The 20,768-nt window shown below is 34.9% G+C and carries 20 protein-coding genes; 8 read left to right on the top strand and 12 right to left on the bottom strand.

Going from position 1 to position 20,768, the window contains the following annotated elements; all coding sequences use genetic code 11:
- Positions 1–48: 48 nt before the first annotated feature.
- From A9G36_RS04990 to putP, 4 genes are read right to left on the bottom strand one after another with little or no spacing between them, the layout of a single operon-like run.
- Positions 49–480 carry a helix-turn-helix domain-containing protein gene (locus tag A9G36_RS04990; protein WP_034948556.1) on the bottom strand — a complete coding sequence of 144 codons (432 nt, stop codon included), beginning with the start codon at positions 478–480 and terminating at the stop codon, positions 49–51.
- Between the two features lie 60 nt (positions 481–540).
- Positions 541–1,407 carry a pyridoxal kinase PdxY gene (gene pdxY, locus A9G36_RS04995; RefSeq protein ID WP_034948559.1) on the bottom strand — a complete coding sequence of 289 codons (867 nt, stop codon included), beginning with the start codon at positions 1,405–1,407 and terminating at the stop codon, positions 541–543.
- A gap of 4 nt (positions 1,408–1,411) precedes the next feature.
- Entirely contained in the window at positions 1,412–2,683 is a 1,272-nt protein-coding gene (gene tyrS, locus A9G36_RS05000; protein WP_202807487.1) for a tyrosine--tRNA ligase, read from the bottom strand.
- Between the two features lie 56 nt (positions 2,684–2,739).
- The gene (gene putP, locus A9G36_RS05005) at positions 2,740–4,227 is read right to left on the bottom strand and encodes a sodium/proline symporter PutP (RefSeq protein ID WP_176701016.1); all 1,488 of its coding nucleotides are present in this window, start codon (positions 4,225–4,227) and stop codon (positions 2,740–2,742) included.
- A 269-nt stretch (positions 4,228–4,496) separates the two neighbouring features.
- On the opposite strand from putP, the gene nth reads away from it, so the two are divergent.
- From nth to A9G36_RS05020, 3 genes are read left to right on the top strand one after another with little or no spacing between them, the layout of a single operon-like run.
- Positions 4,497–5,135 carry an endonuclease III gene (gene nth, locus A9G36_RS05010; RefSeq protein ID WP_034948570.1) on the top strand — a complete coding sequence of 213 codons (639 nt, stop codon included), beginning with the start codon at positions 4,497–4,499 and terminating at the stop codon, positions 5,133–5,135.
- Between the two features lie 6 nt (positions 5,136–5,141).
- Positions 5,142–5,669: an endonuclease SmrB gene (gene smrB, locus A9G36_RS05015; RefSeq protein ID WP_034948573.1), complete on the top strand. Its 528-nt coding sequence runs from the start codon at positions 5,142–5,144 to the stop codon at positions 5,667–5,669.
- Between the two features lie 34 nt (positions 5,670–5,703).
- Positions 5,704–6,072, top strand: coding sequence for a hypothetical protein (locus A9G36_RS05020; protein WP_051825482.1), 369 nt, complete (start codon positions 5,704–5,706; stop codon positions 6,070–6,072).
- 306 nt (positions 6,073–6,378) lie between these two features.
- Here A9G36_RS05020 and cgtA read toward each other — a convergent pair whose 3' ends face one another.
- The 4 genes from cgtA to rplU all read right to left on the bottom strand — a co-directional run bounded on the left by cgtA (position 6,379) and on the right by rplU (position 9,168).
- The gene (gene cgtA / locus A9G36_RS05025; protein WP_065585468.1) at positions 6,379–7,539 is read right to left on the bottom strand and encodes an Obg family GTPase CgtA; all 1,161 of its coding nucleotides are present in this window, start codon (positions 7,537–7,539) and stop codon (positions 6,379–6,381) included.
- Entirely contained in the window at positions 7,539–8,504 is a 966-nt protein-coding gene (locus A9G36_RS05030) for a DMT family transporter (RefSeq protein WP_065569521.1), read from the bottom strand. Before A9G36_RS05030 ends, cgtA begins: the two co-directional genes overlap by 1 nt.
- A 79-nt stretch (positions 8,505–8,583) precedes the next feature.
- The gene (gene rpmA / locus A9G36_RS05035) at positions 8,584–8,844 is read right to left on the bottom strand and encodes a 50S ribosomal protein L27 (protein ID WP_025314437.1); all 261 of its coding nucleotides are present in this window, start codon (positions 8,842–8,844) and stop codon (positions 8,584–8,586) included.
- Positions 8,845–8,859: 15 nt separating this feature from the next.
- On the bottom strand, positions 8,860–9,168 hold the full coding sequence (rplU, locus tag A9G36_RS05040; RefSeq protein ID WP_034948580.1) for a 50S ribosomal protein L21: 309 nt from the start codon (positions 9,166–9,168) through the stop codon (positions 8,860–8,862).
- 216 nt (positions 9,169–9,384) lie between these two features.
- On the opposite strand from rplU, the gene narX reads away from it, so the two are divergent.
- Positions 9,385–11,208 (top strand): nitrate/nitrite two-component system sensor histidine kinase NarX, encoded by a 1,824-nt coding sequence (gene narX, locus A9G36_RS05045; RefSeq protein ID WP_065574107.1) that lies wholly within the window; start codon positions 9,385–9,387, stop codon positions 11,206–11,208.
- 3 nt (positions 11,209–11,211) lie between these two features.
- A complete protein-coding gene (gene narL / locus A9G36_RS05050; protein WP_034948586.1) occupies positions 11,212–11,865 on the top strand; it encodes a two-component system response regulator NarL in 654 nt (217 codons plus the stop codon).
- Positions 11,866–12,057: 192 nt separating this feature from the next.
- On the opposite strand, the gene cysG is transcribed toward narL, so the two are convergent.
- Genes cysG through nirB form a run of 4 tightly spaced genes read right to left on the bottom strand, consistent with a single transcriptional unit; the run spans position 12,058 to position 17,125 of the window.
- A complete protein-coding gene (gene cysG, locus A9G36_RS05055; RefSeq protein ID WP_065574108.1) occupies positions 12,058–13,431 on the bottom strand; it encodes a siroheme synthase CysG in 1,374 nt (457 codons plus the stop codon).
- Between the two features lie 38 nt (positions 13,432–13,469).
- Entirely contained in the window at positions 13,470–14,237 is a 768-nt protein-coding gene (nirC, locus tag A9G36_RS05060; RefSeq protein WP_034948593.1) for a nitrite transporter NirC, read from the bottom strand.
- A 25-nt stretch (positions 14,238–14,262) separates the two neighbouring features.
- Positions 14,263–14,598: a nitrite reductase small subunit NirD gene (gene nirD, locus A9G36_RS05065; RefSeq protein ID WP_034948597.1), complete on the bottom strand. Its 336-nt coding sequence runs from the start codon at positions 14,596–14,598 to the stop codon at positions 14,263–14,265.
- A 1-nt stretch (position 14,599) separates the two neighbouring features.
- On the bottom strand, positions 14,600–17,125 hold the full coding sequence (gene nirB / locus A9G36_RS05070; protein WP_065569524.1) for a nitrite reductase large subunit NirB: 2,526 nt from the start codon (positions 17,123–17,125) through the stop codon (positions 14,600–14,602).
- Between the two features lie 288 nt (positions 17,126–17,413).
- On the opposite strand from nirB, the gene A9G36_RS05075 reads away from it, so the two are divergent.
- From A9G36_RS05075 to A9G36_RS05085, 3 genes are all read left to right on the top strand, one after another.
- Positions 17,414–17,911 (top strand): MarR family winged helix-turn-helix transcriptional regulator, encoded by a 498-nt coding sequence (locus A9G36_RS05075; protein ID WP_065574109.1) that lies wholly within the window; start codon positions 17,414–17,416, stop codon positions 17,909–17,911.
- A 76-nt stretch (positions 17,912–17,987) separates the two neighbouring features.
- Positions 17,988–19,100 (top strand): HlyD family secretion protein, encoded by a 1,113-nt coding sequence (locus A9G36_RS05080; RefSeq protein WP_081295309.1) that lies wholly within the window; start codon positions 17,988–17,990, stop codon positions 19,098–19,100.
- Positions 19,097–20,284, top strand: a complete 1,188-nt coding sequence (locus A9G36_RS05085; RefSeq protein ID WP_202807488.1) for an ABC transporter permease — start codon at positions 19,097–19,099, stop codon at positions 20,282–20,284. Before A9G36_RS05080 ends, A9G36_RS05085 begins: the two co-directional genes overlap by 4 nt.
- The last annotated feature ends 484 nt before the right edge of the window (positions 20,285–20,768 follow it).

Below are 20,768 nucleotides of genomic sequence, written 5' to 3' on the forward strand. Positions count from 1 at the left end.
TCTTAACAAGATTTAATGCAAATGTCTGTATGAGAGTAAGAAAATTTGCTAACTGTTAACATGTTTAGATAATAATGATGGGGATATATAGTGGCTAACTTCAACATAATTACTTTTACTTTCTTTGGTAACATAATACAAGATCACACCGAGCACACAAAGAAAAACAAATAAACTAATTTTACCACGTTTACTTTTTTTATACTTTATTGCATGGTTTTTAATTGAATTAGATACATATTGCTTGGCTAAACTATCAAGATGATGCTGATATTCTTCAACAGATAATCCGACAATTTCCGCATAAGATCGAATATAACCTTTGATAAAAACAAGAGGGGCATGAACTAACTGGTCATTTTCAATATCTACCACCACAGCTTTTCTTACATGAATTTTACAAGCAATATCTTCTTGGGTTAATCCCAAATTCTCCCTTAAAGTGGAAAGCATCCTACCCAACGAAATATCGTCTTCCATATCCCCTCATTTTTTAATTCTAACTATTTACACTATTACCATTTTTACATATTTATAAAATTAATCAATTTTTTTTGCATTAAACCATTGTGTTGGTTTCTCAATTTCATTTTGAGCTGCTACTAATTGTAATTCATATTCATTTTGTTTTAAGGTTTCAAGCATCACCGCATATACCGCAGAAGTAGTATGTTCCAAAGCTTCAATCAATGTTTTTCCTAGTAAAATATTAGCTAAAAATAGTCCACTGGTCATATCACCAACGCCAACTGGCTGCCTTACGCCAAAATCAACTAATGGTCGGTCAATATGCCAAGCTTCGTCTTTAGTTACAAGCAACATTTCAAAACGATCATTTTTATATCCTGCACGGCTTAAATGTTTAACTAAAATTACTTTTGGACCTTTTTTACATAATTCCCTACAAGCTAATATTGCTTCTTCAACATTATTGATACGTTGTTTACTATTTAGTTCTTCAAGTTCTAAAATATTCGGTGCCATCATATCGGCCATTGGCAAAGCGGTATTACATAAAAACTCTGCTACACCAGGCGCAACAAAACAACCTTTTTCAGGATGCCCCATTACAGGATCACAAAAATAAATCGCATCTGGATTAACAGCTTTTACCTTTTTAACAATCTCGATAATAGCATTGCCTTGCTCTGGTGATCCCATATAGCCACTTAACACCGCATCACAACGTTTTAGTTCATCAATTTGATTAATTCCATCTGCGATCTCTGTTAAATGAGATGCTGACATTACCGTTCCAGTCCATTGGCGATATTGAGTATGGTTAGAAAATTGTACGGTGTTTAAAGGCCAAACATTAACACCTAAACGACGCATAGGAAATACTGCCGCACTATTTCCTGCATGACCAAATACAACATGAGACTGAATCGATAAAATATTTTTCATTAGATTAACTCCAAATTAACAAGCAGTAATATTTTTTACCACGACGAAGCAAAGTATAACGATTAAAAAGCTTATCACTATCTAAAAAACGGTAATCTGTTGTTGTGTTACGTTCACCATTAATTGAAATAGCATTGGATTCGATCATCGTTCTAGCCTGACCTCTTGACGGAGCAAACTGTGCATTAACAATAGCTTGTTGTAAATCAACATTACTTTCAACAACTAATGTTGGCATGCCATCTTGAGCTAACTGCTCAAAATCAGCTTCAGATAAGTCAGTTAATTTGCCAGAGAATAGACTTTCTGTAATACGTTTTGCCGCAACAAGCCCTTCTTCACCATGAACTAGGCGAGTAACTTGTTCCGCTAGTACATATTGAGCTCGTGGTGCAACACCACTATTTTTATCTTCTTCTTCCAATGCATCAATTTCACTTAGAGGCATAAATGTGAAAAATTTTAAGAATCGATAAACATCAGCATCAGCAGTATTTATCCAGAATTGATAGAATTTATAAGGACTTGTCTTTTTAGGATCAAGCCATACTGCACCACTTTCTGTTTTACCAAATTTAGTACCATCTGATTTAGTGATTAACGGCACAGTCAAACCATAAACTTGTTTTTGATGTAAGCGACGAGTTAAATCAATACCTGCGGTAATATTCCCCCACTGATCAGAACCACCAATTTGTAACACAACATCATGCGATTTATTTAAACAGGCAAAATCATAAGACTGTAATAAGCTATAAGAAAATTCAGTAAATGAAATACCCACCTCATCACGATCAATACGCTGTTTCACTGACTCTTTATTGATCATCGAATTAACTGAAAAATACTTGCCGACATCACGTAAAAAGGTCAGCACATTCATACCGCTAAACCAATCATAGTTATTAGCCACAATCGCTGAATTTTCACCACAATTAAAATCTAAAAATGGTGATACTTGTTGTTTAATCTTTTCACTCCACTCAATAACTGTTTCCTCAGTATTAAGTTTTCGTTCAACAGCTTTAAAACTTGGATCACCAATTAATCCTGTTGCCCCCCCTACAAGCGCAACAGGTTTATGACCAGCTAACTGAAAACGTTTTAAGCAAAGTAATGGCACTAAATGACCAAGATGCAAACTATCGGCAGTAGGATCAAAACCACAATAAAGCGCAATAGGATTCTGTTCAATTTGTTCTATTAGTGCTTTTTCATCAGTAAGCTGAGCAATCAGCCCACGTTCTTGTAGTTGTTTGATCACATTTTTTGTCATGATATTTTACCTATTAAATTTATTACATTTATATTCTAGTTTAAATAAAATTTATTCTAATTTATTTTGTTGTGATAGCGTTTATACGCTTGTTTAAAATGATCTGCTACTATTTCGTTTGGCTTTTTATCAAAAAGACTAAAAATAATAATAGCTATAGAAGCAAATAAAAATCCAGGGATAAGAGAATAAAGATTAAACCAATTAAAATTAATCCATAGCAACACAGTTACTGTACCCGTTATCATTCCAGCTAGTGCTCCATTACGTGTCATACGCGACCAAAAAACAGAAAATACGATTATAGGACCAAACGCAGCCCCAAATCCAGCCCAAGCATGGCTCACTAAATCAAGCACACTATTATTTGGGTTAATAGCTAATAAAATAGCAATAACTGAAACTAGTAGCACCATTATACGACCAACCCAAACTAGTTCCTTCTGTTTTGCTTTTGGTCTAAGAAACGCACGATAAAAATCTTCCGTTAGAGCACTTGAGCAAACTAATAACTGACAACTTAATGTGCTCATGACAGCCGCTAAAATGGCGGCCAACAAAACACCGGCAATCCAAGGATTAAAAAGTAATTTCGATAATTCAATAAAAATACGTTCATGCTTTCCATCGTTAATCAAGTAAGCTAAATCAGGATGATTAGCAAAAAAGGCTATACCAAAAAAACCAACCGTGATTGCTCCAACTAAACACAAAATCATCCATGTCATACTAATCCGTCGAGCATTTTTCATTACTTCGTGTGAATCAGCAGCCATAAATCTGGCTAAAATATGAGGTTGCCCAAAATATCCAAGCCCCCAACCTAATAATGAAATAATGGCAATAAAATCCATATGAGCTAATAAATTAGTATAATCTGAATTGAGCGATTCAATATATGTCAATGCATCAGAAAGCCCACCAGAATTCACCATAACCATAATTGGCGTTAAAATGAGAGCAAACATCATTAAACTGGCTTGAATAGTATCAGTCCAGCTTACTGCTAAAAAACCACCGATAAACGTATAGGCAATTGTTGCACCTGCACCCGCTAACATCGCCCAGCCATAGCTCATACCAAATGTACTCTCAAACAACTTTGCGCCCGCAACTACACCAGAAGCACAATAAATAGTAAAAAATATTAGAATAATGACAGCTGAAATAATGCGTAAAAGTGAGCTTTTATCATCAAATCGACGAGCAAAATAATCGGGTAAAGTTAATGAATTATGATTGATTTCAGTAAAAACGCGTAACCGCCCAGCAATGAGTAACCAATTTAAATAAGCGCCAATAATCAATCCTATTGCAATCCAACTTTGTGAGATACCAAACAAAAAAACAGCACCAGGTAATCCCATTAATAGCCAACCACTCATATCTGATGCGCCAGCTGAAAGTGCTGTTACAACACTACCGATACGACGCCCACCTAAAATATAATCACCAAAATTTTGTGTTGATCGAAATGCAAAGAAACCGATTGCAATCATGCCTAAAATATATACAGAAAAGGTGATAATCATTGGTAAGGACATATCTGTAAAAAACCCTGTTTATAGAAATAAAATAGTAAACTAGCTTATCATAAAATCAACATGCTAAAAAGACGATGATCTATGAATATATACAAGCAGGAAATTAAAATAGCCTTTCAATTATAAAACAAGAATATTTAAAAAAATTATGGCTAAATTGATTAACAAATTTTAAAATAAGGAAAAATATAAGTTTTAAATTAAACAAATGTAAATCATACAAATAAAGTATATAATACAAAGCATGCCTATTTTAATTATCATTCTTTGTGAAACAAACAACTCGAATTCAAATTTTAGAAAGACTAAAAGATCATATTAAAGATCCAACTACAGAACTTATTTACCAAACACCATTTGAATTACTTATTGCCGTGGTACTTTCTGCGCAAGCGACTGATGTTAGCGTAAATAAAGCAACTAAACCACTTTTTGCTATTGCCAATACTGCTGAAAAAATTTTGATGCTTGGTGTAGATAAGTTAAAAAGCTATATACGCACAATTGGTCTTTATAATAGCAAAGCAGAAAATATTATTAAAACGTGTCAAATTTTAGTCGACAAATACCAAGGAGAAGTACCAGAAAATTTCGATGCACTTATTGAACTTCCTGGCGTTGGACGAAAAACCGCTAATGTAGTATTAAACACTGCTTTTGGTTGGCCTACCATTGCTGTTGATACTCATATATTCAGAGTCAGCAATCGAACTGGTTTTGCTCCAGGTAAAACAGTTGAAGCTGTTGAAGAAAAATTACTTAAGGTCGTGCCAAAAGCATATAAAATAAATTGCCACCATTGGTTAATTTTACATGGGCGTTACACATGTGTTGCTAGAAAACCTCGATGCGGTGCGTGTGTAATTGAAGATTTATGTGAATATAAAGAAAAGGTTTACCCTGAGTGATAATTAATGTCTGATAAATTTAAATTAAGCTATGATGACATAAAATTGTTTAAAAATAGTATTGGAGATACTAAAAAATTAAAACAAGATACTGTTATCTTTAAACCCAAAAAATCTGCTCAAAAAGCTATCGATAAACAAAAACAGCAGACTGAAGAAATTAATACTGAATTTTATTTTTCTGATGATTATCAGCCTTTATTACATGAAGATCCCATTCGTTATAGTAGAAATGATGCTGATCCCTATGAAATCAAAAAGTTGCGTCGTGGTTTTTACGAACCAGAATTTTTTTTAGATTTACATGGATTAACTCAGCAAGAAGCCAAAAAAGAAATTGCAGCACTAATCACTGCTTGTTTGAGGGAAAGAGCATATTGTGCTTGCATCATGTATGGGCATGGTAAAAATATTTTAAAAAAACAAATACCTATGTGGTTAGCTCAACATCCAGATATTATTTGTTTTCATCAAGCACCGAAAGAGTTTGGCGGCAGTGCAGCATTATTAATCTTATTTGATATTACCCAGTGAGTTTTTCCTTAACAAAATTTAAAGGAGTTATCAAATGCATTTTATAATCTCACAAATTAAACAGTTTTATTTATTGGCTATTGTTGCAACATTAATTACTGCATGTGATGGGTTAAAAGCGATTCCTTCTGAAAAGAAAAGTTATATTGGAACATGGCAAGGTGAATATATGGCTATCACCATAACATCTGATGCTAAAATTAACTATAAATACAAAAAAGATACTGTCTCAAAAACAATCCAAGCTCCTATATTTGAATTTATTGGCAACGATTTCAAAGTTAGTGTTTCAGGTCTGAATACTGTTTTTGTGGTTTCAAAAGTGCCGTATTTTGAAGATGGCGTTTGGAAAATGGTTATTGACGATCAACTTGTCATTAGAAAAAATGCCTTATATCTTTAAAAATAAAAAAGCCAGCTTAGCATCCCTAAACTGGCAAACATTGGAAGCAATGTGAGCAATGTCATGCTTTTTGAGAAGTCTTTCGATCTTCCATCAAATAGCAAAATAATGATAATCATTATCATTAATAAAAGCAAGCATTTTTATATCATTAAATTAAGTAAATAAAAGAAAACATTAAAAGATATCATCAAAATAAAAAATACTTTAATTGAAAAATAATAGAAATGAGCAGGACTTTGCCCTGCTTTTTAGGAAACTACATTTAGTAATTGAAAAAATTAATACTAAAATGCAATGAAAGTTTTATTTTTGATAAATAAATTCAACACCTTCTTCTTTGCTCTCATCCCAGTCATCAAAATCACTGTCAAAAGTCTCATCTATCACTTGTTGATGATAATCATCCCACATAAACTCAACTTTTTCAGAAGATGACTCTTCCTGTTCCATTTCGCGAGGATGAGCATTAATATATTTCATTAAATCCCAACACAAAGTCTTAACACCCTCATGATTAATTGCAGAAATAGTATAATATTTATCATCCCAATTTAATGCATTAGCAATTTCAGCAGCACGCTTTAAACTTTCTTCTTCACCTAATACATCCACTTTGTTAAACACTAACCAACGCGGTTTATTTGCTAGTTTTTCACTATACTGATGCAGCTCTTGGATAATTACTTTTGCATTCTCAATAGGATCAGATCCATCAAAAGGGGCTATATCAATTAAATGGACCAAAACACGACAACGCTCAAGATGCTTTAAAAAACGAATACCAAGCCCTGCACCTTCTGAAGCCCCCTCAATCAAACCAGGAATATCAGCAACAACAAAACTTTGTTCGTTATCCATTCTGACAACGCCTAAACTTGGTACTAATGTTGTAAAAGGATAGTCCGCCACTTTCGGCTTCGCCGCTGAAACAGCGCGAATAAATGTTGACTTACCGGCATTTGGTAACCCTAACATACCCACATCAGCAAGCAATAATAACTCTAACAAAACATCACGTTTTTCACCCGGTGTACCATCTGTTTTTTGCCTTGGAGCGCGATTTACTGAAGATTTAAAACGAGCATTTCCAAGCCCATGAAAACCACCTTTAGCAACCAATACTTTTTGCTGGTGATGAATTAAATCACCAATAACTTCACCAGTATATTTGTCGGTAATTCGTGTCCCTACAGGCACTTTAACAGTGATATCTTTTCCTCGTTTACCGGTACAATCAGAACCTTGTCCATTTTGACCTCGTTCAGCCCGATAGTTCTTTTCAAACTGAAAATCAACCAACGTATTGAGATTCTCATCAGCAATAAAAAATACATCGCCACCATCACCACCATCACCGCCATCAGGACCGCCTTTTGGAATATACTTTTCACGACGAAAACCAACACAGCCATTACCTCCATCACCGGCCTCGACTCGGATTGAAGCTTCATCTACAAATTTCATTATTTTTCCTCTTTCTTCTGGTTAATCAGCCAGCCTTTTCTTGGATGCCATAAATAATGCCCAATTGTTGCAAACATCGCACCAGCAACTACTGACACTGCGCCAATATAACCTAAAATATTTAAATACTGCATAGCAAATTTTTCTGGCCAAATTACAGCGAACATATCTGAAAAAATTAATGCAAACAATGGGGTTAGTGTTGTAATAGCACTAACTTGTGCTGCTTGCCAACGCTCCATTGCCATCACTAATGCGCCATAAGCAATAATGGTATTTAAACCACAAAAGATAATAGCAACTAATTGAGTTATATCGGCATTAGCTATTTTTGTTGGCGATGCAAATGGCCATAAAAATACAGTACAAATAAGATAAATTAACCAAAGTAGCTGCTCTGCAGCTAATTTCCGTAATAACACTTTTTGGGCTAATGCATAACCTGCCCATGAAATTGAAGCAAGTAAAGTCAGCCAGACACCAATGCCATAAGTAGACATATTAGCAAAAAGAACAGTAATATTTTTATTAAAAAATAGTCCTAGACCAATTAACAATACAGAAATACCAATTATCTGTGTTGGTCTCAACCGCTCTTTAAAAACAAAAGCGCTTGAAATCATAAATATCACAATTCCCACTTGACCAACAACTTGGGAGGTCGTTGCTGAAAGGTACTGAACTGCACTTGCAAATAGTGCAAAATTACCGAGTAAACCAAATCCAGCGATCATGAGCAAGATAAAACGTCGACGTTTTTTAAACATCAATAAATTAGGAAATTGTTTTTTATAAGCTAACCATAACGTAATACCAACAGCAGAAATTGCCAACCGAGACCACGCCAAAGTTAATGGATCAATAACTACCAATGCATATTTCATTGCAATCGGTACTAATCCCCACAAAATTGCGGTTAACATGGCTAACGTAAAACCTAATTTAACATTCTGCTGTTTTATCATAATAAACAATATACATTCAAGAAATGAAAAAAGCCCCACAATAACTGTGAGGCTTCCATAACTATTAAATCGTTTTTAATTAGCTATTAGCAATAACGCTAACATAGCGACGATTTTTAGGTCCTTTAACTTCAAATTTTACTTGCCCATCAATTAAAGCAAATAAGGTATGGTCACGACCACAACCTACATTAGTGCCTGGGTGAAATTGAGTTCCACGTTGACGAACTAAAATATTGCCAGCAAGAACTTCTTGAGAACCATAACGTTTAACACCTAAACGTTTACTCTGGGAATCACGACCATTGCGTGATGAACCACCAGCCTTCTTATGTGCCATTGTTCGATACTCCTATTAAGCGATTGCAGTGATCTTCACATCAGTAAACCACTGACGGTGACCTTGTTGTTTACGATAGTGTTTACGACGACGGAATTTAACAATTTTCACTTTATCGCCACGACCGTGCTCAACAATTTCTGCTTTAATTGTTGCACCTTCAACAAACGGAGCACCAACTTTGATGTCTTCACCATTTGCTACCATTAAAACTTTATCGAAAACAACTTCTGAGCCTGTTTCGACTTCAATTTTTTCCAAGCGAACGACTTGCCCTTCGCTAACTCGGTGTTGTTTGCCACCACTTTGGAAAACTGCGTACATACTTAACTCCGCAATAAAAAGCAGACCATTCCTGATTTAACGTATATGCCTGCATTGATTAATCTTATAGGGCGTGAATTTTACGCAAAATTTATCCTTGTTGCAAGCAGTCTTTACTAAAAGAATGCAAAAAGTTACAAAAAAGATCAGCAAGATATCGTTTTAACGTTACAATATAGATAAATCATTATTTATCTATCAATTTATTATAATAATATGCTGAGTGCTAAAATAACCAAAAATAAAACTCGCTATCATGCTTCTATTATTAATCGTTTATCATTACTAATGTTTTTTTTAGGTGCCATTGCCTTAGTTGCATTATCATTATCTATTCAGGAAGCCAATGACACCAAAGGTAGTGCTTATATGATTAATCAATTAGGATTAATTCGCATGAAGAGTTATCAACTTTTATCGAAGGTGCCTTTAAATAAACAAGATGATTATCAATTGAATATTTTTAACGATATAACTTCCTCAAAACAACATTTAGCACTTTTTAAACGTTATAATTTAATTGATGAATTCAATCAATTAAAGGATGAATGGGAAACTCACACTACGGTAAAAATTCAACAAGCAAAAAAAATTGATGAGATAAAAACTGATATTGAGCAATTTGTTTTCCGAGCCAATTATTTAGTGCATAAAATTGATCAGAAAACTGAAAGTCAAATTCATTATATATCCTTATTACAACAATTATTTATCATAATTATTGTGATATTTCTTCTTGCTCAACTCTACTATTTACGTCGTTATCTTCTTATACCTTGGCGTAAACTCATTAGCATGGCAGAAGCCATTTCAAAACATAATTTTAGTGAACGTTTTACGGTTCGCTCAATAAAAAATGAGTTTGATTTATTAGGATTAGCATTAAACAACATGTCCGATCAAATCGAATCACAATATTTATTACTTGAAGAACGTGTTACTGAAAAAACAGCTAAGTTGCAACAAACAAATAAAATCATCTCATTTCAATATCAAGCAACCAAGCAGCTCCATACATCAGAGCCCTTATGTGAACGTTTTCTGAACGTATTACGTCAATTGGAAGAGCTTGTGCCACTGACTCAATTTCAAATTCGCTTTTATGAATCAGATTATCCTGACTATTATCAACAAATTAGTTACGGTAACGAACACAAATTACCCTATTGCCAAAATCCAAATTGTTGTGCCTGTTTAATAGGCTCAAAGTCTTACCAACAAAATGGATTTCAACGTTATTGGTATCTACAAGACAATGGCGAAAAATATGGCATATTATTTGCTATTCAACCAACAGACATAACACTTAGCGATGAGCAAGAAAATTTGGTTACAGGGCTTATCGAGCAAATGACTACTGCAATAATGCTTGATAAACAAATAGAGCAACAAAAACAGTACTTATTAATGAAAGAACGCTCGGCAATGGCAAGAGAATTACACGATTCAATTGCCCAATCATTATCTTGTCTAAAGATACATTTAAGTTGTTTGCAAATGCAATCTGATTTGACCTCACAAAGTAGCATTGATTTATTGGCAACAATGCGTAAAGAAGTCAACATTACTTATTCTCAATTAAGAGAATTAATCACCTCTTTTCGTTTACGTCTTAATCAAACTGGTTTTTATGCTAGTTTAATGGAGTTAATAGAAGAATTTAACCAAAAATTAAAATTTAACATTCAACTTGAATATCAACTACCGCTCAATATTATAAAAAGCAAACATGCTTTTCATTTATTACAATTTATTCGAGAAGCACTAAATAATGTCTACAAACATGCCAAAGCTTCACAAGTTATCATCAGCCTAACTATTGATGATAACCAGCTCATTACTATCAGCATAAGCGATAATGGCATTGGTTTTCAACCGAATATAAAACAGGACAACCATTATGGAATAGTGATTATGCGAGATAGAGCTGAAATTCTAAATGGCAATTTGACTATAAACACTGAACCACAAAAAGGAACACAAGTCATGGTAGTATTTAAAGCCAATAAAACTATTCCCGTCAAGACAATAGAAGAGTAATCAATGGAACAAATAAAAAACTCAATACTACTTATTGATGATCACCCAATGCTAAGAAATGGTGTAAAACAACTAATTAATACTATTAACCATTTTGAAGTTATCGGAGAAACAGGATCAGGAACAGAAGGGATTAAATTAGCGGAAAAACTCGATCCAGATATCATCTTACTCGATATCAATATCCATGATATCAATGGATTAGAAATACTACGCTATTTGCGCGAAAAAAATATTTCAAGCCGAATCATAATGTTTACGGTATCAGATGCCAAAGAGGATATTATCGCCGCAATAAAAAATGGTGCCGATGGTTATTTATTAAAAGACATGGAGCCAGAAGATTTTCTCAAAGCATTAAAAGATATTGCGGAAGGAAAAATCATTATGGACGAAGCAATTTCTCACATTATTCTAAACTACATGCGCAATGGTAAAGAACCGACAACCAAGCAAATTCATGATGTAAACTTACTGACCCCTAGAGAACATGAAATATTTAACCTACTAGTACAAGGACTTTCTAATAAATTAATTGCTAGAGAGTTAAATATTGTTGAAAGTACAGTAAAAGTACATATAAAAAGCATATTTAAAAAATTAAATTTTAAATCGCGAATGGAAATGACCATATGGTATTTACAAAATAAAGAATAATTTTATTGATTAAGCATCAACAATCTAGATTTAATCTAGGTAGACTTATGGGTTGTAGATTAAAAGCTAGCAGTGAGCAAAAATAGGCTCACCTTTATGTTTTATATCGGCATATCTAAAAAATTAAACAAATAACTTATTAAATAACAGGCAAGTTATTATTCACAAATGCAATTTACTTGCCTATTTATATTAATGATTAGAAAACCAATTTAGTTTTTCACGTAAAGCAACCACAGGTCCAATAATAATTAAACTTGGGCTACATGATTGTAAAGCTAATGTGGTTAAATCCCCCAACAAACCTGTAATTACTTTTTGTTTAGTGCTTGTTCCATCCTCAACAATCGCCACAGGAGTATTTGCTTTCATACCATATTTAATTAATTGTTGGCTAATATTTTCCGCTTGTGAAAGCCCCATATAAAAAACCAACGTCTGCTTTTCGGCTGCTAAACTTTGCCAATCAAGATGGCTTCCATCTTTCAAATGCCCAGTTATCAAACAAACGCTATGCGCATAATCACGATGTGTTAAAGGGATGCCACTATAAGCTGAACACCCTGAAGCTGCGGTTATTCCAGGAACGACAGAAAATGGGATACCAGCATTAAATAAAGTTTCTAGCTCTTCCCCTCCTCTTCCGAAAATAAAGGGATCACCACCTTTTAACCTAACAACACGTAACCCCTTTTGAGCTTGTTCTAACAAGATTTCATTAATTTGTTCTTGAGGAACACAGTGATACCCCGCCCGTTTACCAACAAAGATACGTTGGGCATCACGTCTGGCGAGATTCATAATCTCATCTGAAACTAAGCGATCATAAACAATAATATCGGCTTGTTGAATTTGCTGTAATCCCTTTAAAGTCAGTAAACTAGCATCGCCAGGACCAGCTCCAACTAAAACAACCTCGCCACGGTGATCAAGTGATAAATTAAATAATTCATCCGTTAACATTTCAACTTGCTCTGAATCATTATTAGCAATCGCTTGTGCTAGCCTATCATGGGTGAAAAGTTTTTCCCAAAAACGGCGGCGCTCGTTAAGTGTTTTATAGGTTTGTTTCGCTTTATTACGCAAATAACCAGCATACTGAGCTAATTTTCCTAAATGCTGAGGTAAGATCGATTCCAGTTTTTCTCGCAATAAACGTGCTAAAACCGGTGCATGCCCTGCTGATGACACGGCAACCATTATTGGTGAACGGTCAATAATTGAAGGCATAATAAAGCTAGCATCTTTTGGAGAATCAACAACATTACAAAAAATACAGCGATTTTCTGCTTCAACACTAACAGTTTGATTCGTTTTATGGCAATCAGTTGCCGCAATAACTAACCATTTATTGTCAAGCAACTGTGCATTGAATTCACCTTGCTGTAACACTAATTGTTTTTGTTCCTGCCAGCACAAGAATTGCTGATTGAATTCAAACGCATTAACTGTTAACCTTGCGCCAGCTTCAAGTAGTAGCCGAGCTTTTCGCTCGGCAATTTCACCACCGCCAACAAGTAGGCATTCTCGACCTTCTAACTTACAAAATAGTGGAAAATAATCCATAAAACCTCAATATTTATCCTTTTTGAATTTCATCCAAATTAGGGTCTCTCAGTTTTAGGCGTAGAATACCAGTATCCTAATCCCATAAAGACAGCACCCGACACAATATTACCTAACGATACCCAAAATAAGTTATGACCAATACCAACTAAAGTATAAGCTTCATTATGATTACCGAACCATGAAAGTGAAAATAATGTCATATTGGCAACAGAATGCTCATAACCACAGGCAATAAAAGCGAGTAAACACCACCAAATAGCGATAAATTTTGCTGTTCCTTCAACTCGATTTGCCATCCAAATTGCTAAACAAACAAGCCAGTTGCACAAAATTCCACGAAAAAACAGTGCTACAGCGGGAGCAGTGGTTTTGGCTAATGCAGCACCATGCACTAAGCTAGTATCTACTGATAATAATGGAGTTGCCGCATAACAATATAATACAGCAACAAAAACAGATCCTAATAAATTTGCAAACCACGTTTGTGGTAATACTAACCACATCTGCTTATGGGTAATTTTTTTACACTTTACCCCAAAGGTTAAAAACATAGTGTGCCCAGTAAAAAGTTCAGATCCAGCAATCACCACTAAAGTTAACGCAATGCCAAATGTAGCCCCCATCACCAAAGGTCTTAACGACGGCTCAAACAAATTACCTAACGTAAAAATTAAAATAATACCAAGCCCAACATAAGCCCCAGCCATAGCAGAACTTAACCAAAAACCTATAGGGTTAATTTTGGCTAAACGAACAATGCGTGCTGCATTAGCAGCACATTTATTAATTGTATCGGTATACATAACTATTTAAACCTTAAAAATTGCTTTAATGTAATGATTTTACTTCAACAAAACCATCTTCATTTACTTTTACTTCATAATTTGCAATAGAATATTGGACATCATCCAAACAATAACCATCTTTTAAGCGAAAGCGTTGTTTTTTTAATGGACTTGCGACATACAGCTCATTTTCATGCTGCCCAATAATACCTTGAGACAAAACACTTGCTTGTGCAAAGGGATCAATATTACTAATTGCATAAAGTTCAGCAGTATCATAAGGACGAAAAACTGCTACATGTTCCCCCCCAACAAGTGCACATACTCCAGTTTGGGGTAAAATATCATCAAGTTTACAAACAGTTACCCATTGACTCATATTATTGCCCTCCTAACATTGCTTTACGTTCTTCCGCTGTCGCTGGTCGATGCTGATCGCGCTCAGGTATAAATTGGACATTTTCATCGCGCTGATTACTATTAATAAAGTGAGTAAATCGTTTTTGGTTTTCTGGATGCTCGACCGTTTCTTTCCATTCACATACCATCAATTTACGCAGGCGTGCCATTTCACTCTCTAGTTCATCATTAATTCCTAATTTATTGTCGATAATTACACTACGTAAATAATCAATTCCCCCTTCCATATTTTCAAGCCAAACGGAGGTCCGTTGTAATTTATCAGCAGTACGAATATAGAACATAATAAAACGGTCAAGATATTTAATTAATGTTTGTCTATCAAGATCAGCAGCAAGCAAATCGGCGTGGCGTGGTTTCATACCACCATTACCGCATACATAAAGGTTCCAACCTTTTTCAGTTGCGATAACACCAATATCTTTACCTTGTGCCTCCGCACATTCTCGGGTACAACCAGAAACACCTAATTTAAATTTATGCGGAGCTCGAATACCTTTATAACGATTTTCAAGTTCTACCCCAAAACCGACACTATCACCGACACCAAACCGGCACCAAGTGCTACCTACGCAAGTTTTAGCCATTCTTAGTGCTTTAGCATAAGCATATCCACTTTCAAAACCAGCATCGATGAGCTCTTTCCAAATAGCTGGCAGATCAGCTTTTTGGGCACCAAATAATCCAATACGTTGCGATCCTGTAATTTTTGTATAGAGCTGATATTTTTTAGCGATGCGACCAACAGCGATTAAACCTTCAGGGGTAATCTCTCCCCCCGCACTACGAGGAATGACCGAATAAGTACCATTTTTCTGAATATTACCAAGAAAAATATCGTTACTATCTTGCAACGGAACTAAATCTTGTTTAAGAATATAATCATTCCAACAAGACGCTAATAAAGAAGCAACCGTTGGTTTACAAACTTCGCATCCATAGCCCGTACCATATTTTTGAATTACTTGGTTAAATGATTTTAATCCTTCTACACGAATTAAATGGTATAGCTCTTGACGTGAGTATTTGAAATGCTCACATAACGCATGGCTCACTTCAATACCTTGTTTGGCTAATTCGGAGTTTAACAGCTGGGTAACCAATGGAATACAGCCACCGCATCCTGTACCTGCTTTGGTTTCTGCCTTAATTGCCGCAACAGTATGACAACCAGAATGAATAGCATTAATAATTTTCGCTTTTGTTACATCAAAACATGAACAAATTTGGGCAGAATCTGGTAACGCTTCAACCCCCATAGCAGGTTTAGCACCAGCGTGGGCAGGTAAAATTAATGTATCTGGATGTTCTGGAAGATCCATTTCATTCAACATCAATTGTAATAAATTACTATAATCAGCAGTATCGCCAACTAGCACAGCCCCTAATAATTTTTTATTATCTTGAGAGACAACTAATTTTTTATAAACTGGAACAGTTTCATCTAAATAAACATAGCTGCGACTACCTAACGTTTTTCCTTTAGCATCGCCAATACTACCAACATCGACTCCCATTAACTTTAATTTAGCGCTCATATCAGCGCCTTCAAATGGAGTTTGCTCACCAATTAAATGCGCTAAAGCAACCTGTGCCATTTTATATCCTGGCGCAACTAAACCAAATACTTTGCTTTGCCAACAGGCACACTCACCTATTGCGTAAATATCAGGATCAGAAGTTTGACAATAATTATTAACCACAATTCCACCACGTGGACCTATTTCAAGCTGACACGCTTTAGCAAGCTGATCGTTCGGTCGAATGCCTGTTGAGAAAACAATAAAATCAATTTCGAGTGATGTTCCATCAGCAAATTGCATCATTTTACCCGATGGTGTATGAATAATTTCTTGAGTATTTTTACTTGTATGAACACCAACCCCCATGCTTTCAATTTTTCGGCGTAATTGCTCGCCTCCCATTGCGTCAAGTTGCTCAGCCATCAAAACAGGAGCAAATTCAACAACATGTGTTTGCACCCCTAGATTTTTTAATGCGCCAGCTGCTTCAAGCCCTAATAAGCCACCACCGACAACGGCCCCAGTTTTACAGTGGCTAGCACATTCACGAATGGCGTCAAGATCTTCAATGGTTCGATAAACAAAACAATTTGAGCCATCTGCACCTTTAATTGGTGGAACCCACGCATAAGATCCTGTTGCAATAATCAATTTATCATAGCTAACAATTCTACCTGTCTGAGAGTGAACCTCTTTACGTTGACGATTAATTAGAATAGCTCGTTCATTAAGTAGTACATTTATGTTGTTTTCCTCATATAACCCTTCACGAACTAAAGAAAGCGCATCAGCGGTATGATTTGAAAAATAAGAGGAAAGATGAACACGATCATAAGCAAGACGAGGTTCTTCACAAAAGATAGTAATACTGAACTGATTAGACTGCATTTTATTGATAACTTCCTCAATAAAACGATGTCCAACCATCCCATTACCAATGATAACGAGATTGGTTTTACTCATAATAAAGCTCCAATTTTATTTTATTTCAATTATTTAATTTATAATTACCCCTCATTGTATGTAACTTAGACCAAAATATAACTACCCTTAAGGATTACCACTTTAGTAGTAATAAAGATAATTATTTTTAAAACAGTTAATTATATTAAAATTCAGCATTTATTAAATTAAGCATTCATAAATGCATTAATAAAAATTATTAATATTTAATGGCAATTAGCCAAATATTATTGCCAACAAAAATTTAAATAGTATAATTAGCCGACTAAATAAATTGAGTAATGATAATTGAATTACAATTCAAGAAAGCTTCCTTCACGTGAAACCATAGCTCGATCACAAAGATTTAACGATGACATCGTTGATGTTTCTGGTGTTGATCTGGTTTTGAGCTTAATAACAACTGCCGATTTAATTCGTGCTAATATCTATGCGCAATTAGATAAAGATTACGGCGTTTCTGAAGGTAAGTTTGCCTTATTGATGTCATTGTTTTCAGAAGGTGAAATCTGTACCAGTGATCTTGCTTTGCGCATTGGTGTAACACCAGCAACAGTATCAGTAATGGTTAAACGAATGCTGGCAGCGCCAGAGCCTTTAATCTCGATGTCAAAAAGTGGTGATGATGGTCGTTCTCGATTAATCGCTTTAACACATACAGGCGAAAAGCTGATTCAAAATGCATTACCCAATCACCTTAAATCAATTAAGGCTTTCGCTCAAGTTTTAAACAAACAAGAGCAAGAATCTTTAATATTGATGCTACGTAAATTACTACGAAAATAACTAACTTTAATCAATTAAAGTTCATTATTTTCACTAAAATACTTAGCTGACTAATTAAATGGAAAATAAGCTATATATGAAAAAAAATATCAAAATCCCTGTTATATTTTTGGCGCTTTTAACTATTGGGTCATCATTAATTTTCTTAGGCTCTAGAAATGATGCGGTAACCGTTGCTAAGAGTATTAAATCAGGTGTCTTAACTGCAGATGAAATTAACGTTGCTTTCCAAAATGTAGGAGGAAAAGTCATTAAACGATTTGTAGAAGAATCACAAATCGTAAAAAAAGGCGATCCTTTAATGCAATTAGAAGATATCGACACTAAGCTAGCAATTGAACGACTACAAGCACTAGTTGATAGTCAAAAGGCAGCAGTAAATCAAGAACAAGCTGCAATTGAAATCACCGAAAATGAAACCAATTTAGCTGAATTATCTACTTGGCGTAAAATTGAAGAAGTTAAAGCAAGCTTAGAAGCAGCAAAATCAGCAAGAGATTTAGCTAACACAGAGTATACCCGTCAAACCCAATTACGTAAGACTGGTGGCAATTCACAATCACAACTTGATAATGCACGAAATGCCTTTACTGTTGCCAAAATGCAAGTTGCCCAAATTGAAAGCCAATTATCAACATTAATGATTGGAGCAACACCAGAACAAATTAGCCAATTTGAACAAACCAGAAATGCAACAGGAATGACAATACAATCTGTTGCTATTGCGCGGCAAAAACTTCAAAATCGCCAAAATCAGCTAGCACAGCTACGTGCCTTATTAGCTCAAGGTGAAGCTGATTTAAAGCAGTTACAAATCAATTATGAGCGACTGACATTAACGGCTCCTGAAGATGGCAAAGTATTAAAATTGATGTTTGAAAATGGTGAATTAGCACCAACAGGTGCACCAGCCGTATTGTTAGAGACCGATCGTAAATATATTGATATTTACGTAAATGAAAAAATGGTCAATGATTATCAACCAGGTACAACAGTAAAAGCAAATGTGATAGCACTTGATAAAGAAATAAAAGGTAAAGTCCGCTTTGCGACAGCTGCGCCATCATTTGCTGATTTACGCATGACACGGGAACGCGGACAAGCGGATTTAACATCTTATCAAGTTAGAATTTATATGGAATCTATTCCGAAACTATTAACCGGTATGACAATTGAGGTTAAACAATGATGCAAAACATCATTAAATCTATGCTTGAAGAGCTTGACGCCATGTTGTCAGGTCACTTTATCCCATATTACAAAGTTGCGATAGGTTTAGCGGCCATTATTTCGCTAATCTTCTCAATTGTATTAAGCCATGGCGCAGTATTTGAAGGTAAAATTGCGGTTATTGACCTAGACGGTTCTAATTATTCCACAGAATTAATTAGTAAAATAAACACTTCACCATATATTGAAGTTTCTGAGGTAATCAAAGCGCCGGTCAATCCAATAGCGCTAGTTTCACACGATCGTAATTTAGGTGTTTTATACATTCCTAAAGGATTAGAAAAGAGCTTAAAGAAAGGCGATAAAACCGTTCGCTTAGGTTATTTTGTTGATGATACTAATGATGCACAAAATGCCAAAGTGCTACAAAGCCTTAATGAATATATTCCTGAACTAGGTGCTGAACTTAGTGTTGGTAAAGTTGCCGCATTAGGGCTAAGTAAAGAAGGCATTGAAGCGACTTTATCGCCAATGCAACTTAAAACACGATATATGTTTAATCCTGCAAGTTCATCAACCATATCAACTATTATCTATTTTGTTTATTTCTTCTCCTCACTGACATACGGGCTTACATCGTTGATGATTATTGGCCGTTTAAAAGTAACAGGCATGTGGAATACCGTATTAGAAAGGGGATTTGTTGCACTACTTGCAAGAACCATACCTTATGCACTATTTTACACCACAGGGTTAACATTAATAACGGCAGTACTTGTGCTATTTGGACAATTACGCTTTGATGGTAACTATTTCGTATTTGTACCTAGCATGTTTATGACAGGAATTGCATTTGGCTGGTTAGGATTTTTATTATCTTGGAAAACCAATAATCCAGGCGAAGGAGCTAGTAAAATGATTTTCTTAGTTCCGCCGGGATTCATTATGGGCGGCTCCACCATGGCTGTAGGTATTATGCCAATATGGACTTACTATATTAGCCACGCCTTTCCTTTAGTTTGGTTATTTCGGTTTTTTCGAGATATCGCCATGCGAGGGCGTTCACTAGTGGATATGTTAGCAACGTATGGCACATTTATTATTTATTTAACTGTTATTGCTTTTGTGGTAATGATCGTTTTTGAACGAACGAAAAAACCAGCTACCCAACCACAATTGAATCAAAACACTATAAATAACTAATTGAAAAATTGATACATTTACTTGGTGAAGAAAATAGTATTTTAATAAATAAAATAAGTGCTTTTAAAACTTCATCGATTAACATTTGAAATGCTCTTTGCCATTTAGAACAAAAGTATTCCCTGTATACACAGGGATCCCCCCTTTATCTTAATGCGAAAACCCTAACCCCACTTAATTGATAAAATTTTAAGTGGGCTTAAAAGCAGCAACCTAAAAAAACATGACTCACTAAGCTTATCTTAAATTTCAATAAATTAACTTCAATTAAATATTGCAAATTCTATAAAAACCGTGTAATTTTTATGCCCAATTTTAGTTATCATTATTGATTATTAAAATTACCGATAAAAGCAGATAAATACGACAAAACTAAATAAAAATAAGTAGCAAGGTAGTATAGTTAAGGATGTCTCGGTTGTTAGTATATCAAATGCCCACATTATGCAGCATGATATTCATTCATTTGCATTGGTTTATTCAC

Source organism: Gilliamella sp. Choc6-1 (assembly GCF_001690385.1).
GTDB lineage: Bacteria > Pseudomonadota > Gammaproteobacteria > Enterobacterales > Orbaceae > Gilliamella > Gilliamella apicola_A.

What these genes read in the sequence shown, in the direction of transcription:
- A9G36_RS04990 (WP_034948556.1), bottom strand. Translation starts at nt 480, where the DNA reads ATGGAAGACGATATTTCGTTGGGTAGGATGCTTTCCACTTTAAGGGAG.
- pdxY (WP_034948559.1), bottom strand. Translation starts at nt 1,407, where the DNA reads ATGAAAAATATTTTATCGATTCAGTCTCATGTTGTATTTGGTCATGCA.
- tyrS (WP_202807487.1), bottom strand. Translation starts at nt 2,683, where the DNA reads ATGACAAAAAATGTGATCAAACAACTACAAGAACGTGGGCTGATTGCT.
- putP (WP_176701016.1), bottom strand. Translation starts at nt 4,227, where the DNA reads ATGTCCTTACCAATGATTATCACCTTTTCTGTATATATTTTAGGCATG.
- smrB (WP_034948573.1), top strand. Translation starts at nt 5,142, where the DNA reads ATGTCTGATAAATTTAAATTAAGCTATGATGACATAAAATTGTTTAAA.
- A9G36_RS05020 (WP_051825482.1), top strand. Translation starts at nt 5,704, where the DNA reads ATGCATTTTATAATCTCACAAATTAAACAGTTTTATTTATTGGCTATT.
- cgtA (WP_065585468.1), bottom strand. Translation starts at nt 7,539, where the DNA reads ATGAAATTTGTAGATGAAGCTTCAATCCGAGTCGAGGCCGGTGATGGA.
- A9G36_RS05030 (WP_065569521.1), bottom strand. Translation starts at nt 8,504, where the DNA reads ATGATAAAACAGCAGAATGTTAAATTAGGTTTTACGTTAGCCATGTTA.
- rpmA (WP_025314437.1), bottom strand. Translation starts at nt 8,844, where the DNA reads ATGGCACATAAGAAGGCTGGTGGTTCATCACGCAATGGTCGTGATTCC.
- rplU (WP_034948580.1), bottom strand. Translation starts at nt 9,168, where the DNA reads ATGTACGCAGTTTTCCAAAGTGGTGGCAAACAACACCGAGTTAGCGAA.
- narX (WP_065574107.1), top strand. Translation starts at nt 9,385, where the DNA reads ATGCTGAGTGCTAAAATAACCAAAAATAAAACTCGCTATCATGCTTCT.
- narL (WP_034948586.1), top strand. Translation starts at nt 11,212, where the DNA reads ATGGAACAAATAAAAAACTCAATACTACTTATTGATGATCACCCAATG.
- cysG (WP_065574108.1), bottom strand. Translation starts at nt 13,431, where the DNA reads ATGGATTATTTTCCACTATTTTGTAAGTTAGAAGGTCGAGAATGCCTA.
- nirC (WP_034948593.1), bottom strand. Translation starts at nt 14,237, where the DNA reads ATGTATACCGATACAATTAATAAATGTGCTGCTAATGCAGCACGCATT.
- nirD (WP_034948597.1), bottom strand. Translation starts at nt 14,598, where the DNA reads ATGAGTCAATGGGTAACTGTTTGTAAACTTGATGATATTTTACCCCAA.
- nirB (WP_065569524.1), bottom strand. Translation starts at nt 17,125, where the DNA reads ATGAGTAAAACCAATCTCGTTATCATTGGTAATGGGATGGTTGGACAT.
- A9G36_RS05080 (WP_081295309.1), top strand. Translation starts at nt 17,988, where the DNA reads ATGAAAAAAAATATCAAAATCCCTGTTATATTTTTGGCGCTTTTAACT.
- A9G36_RS05085 (WP_202807488.1), top strand. Translation starts at nt 19,097, where the DNA reads ATGATGCAAAACATCATTAAATCTATGCTTGAAGAGCTTGACGCCATG.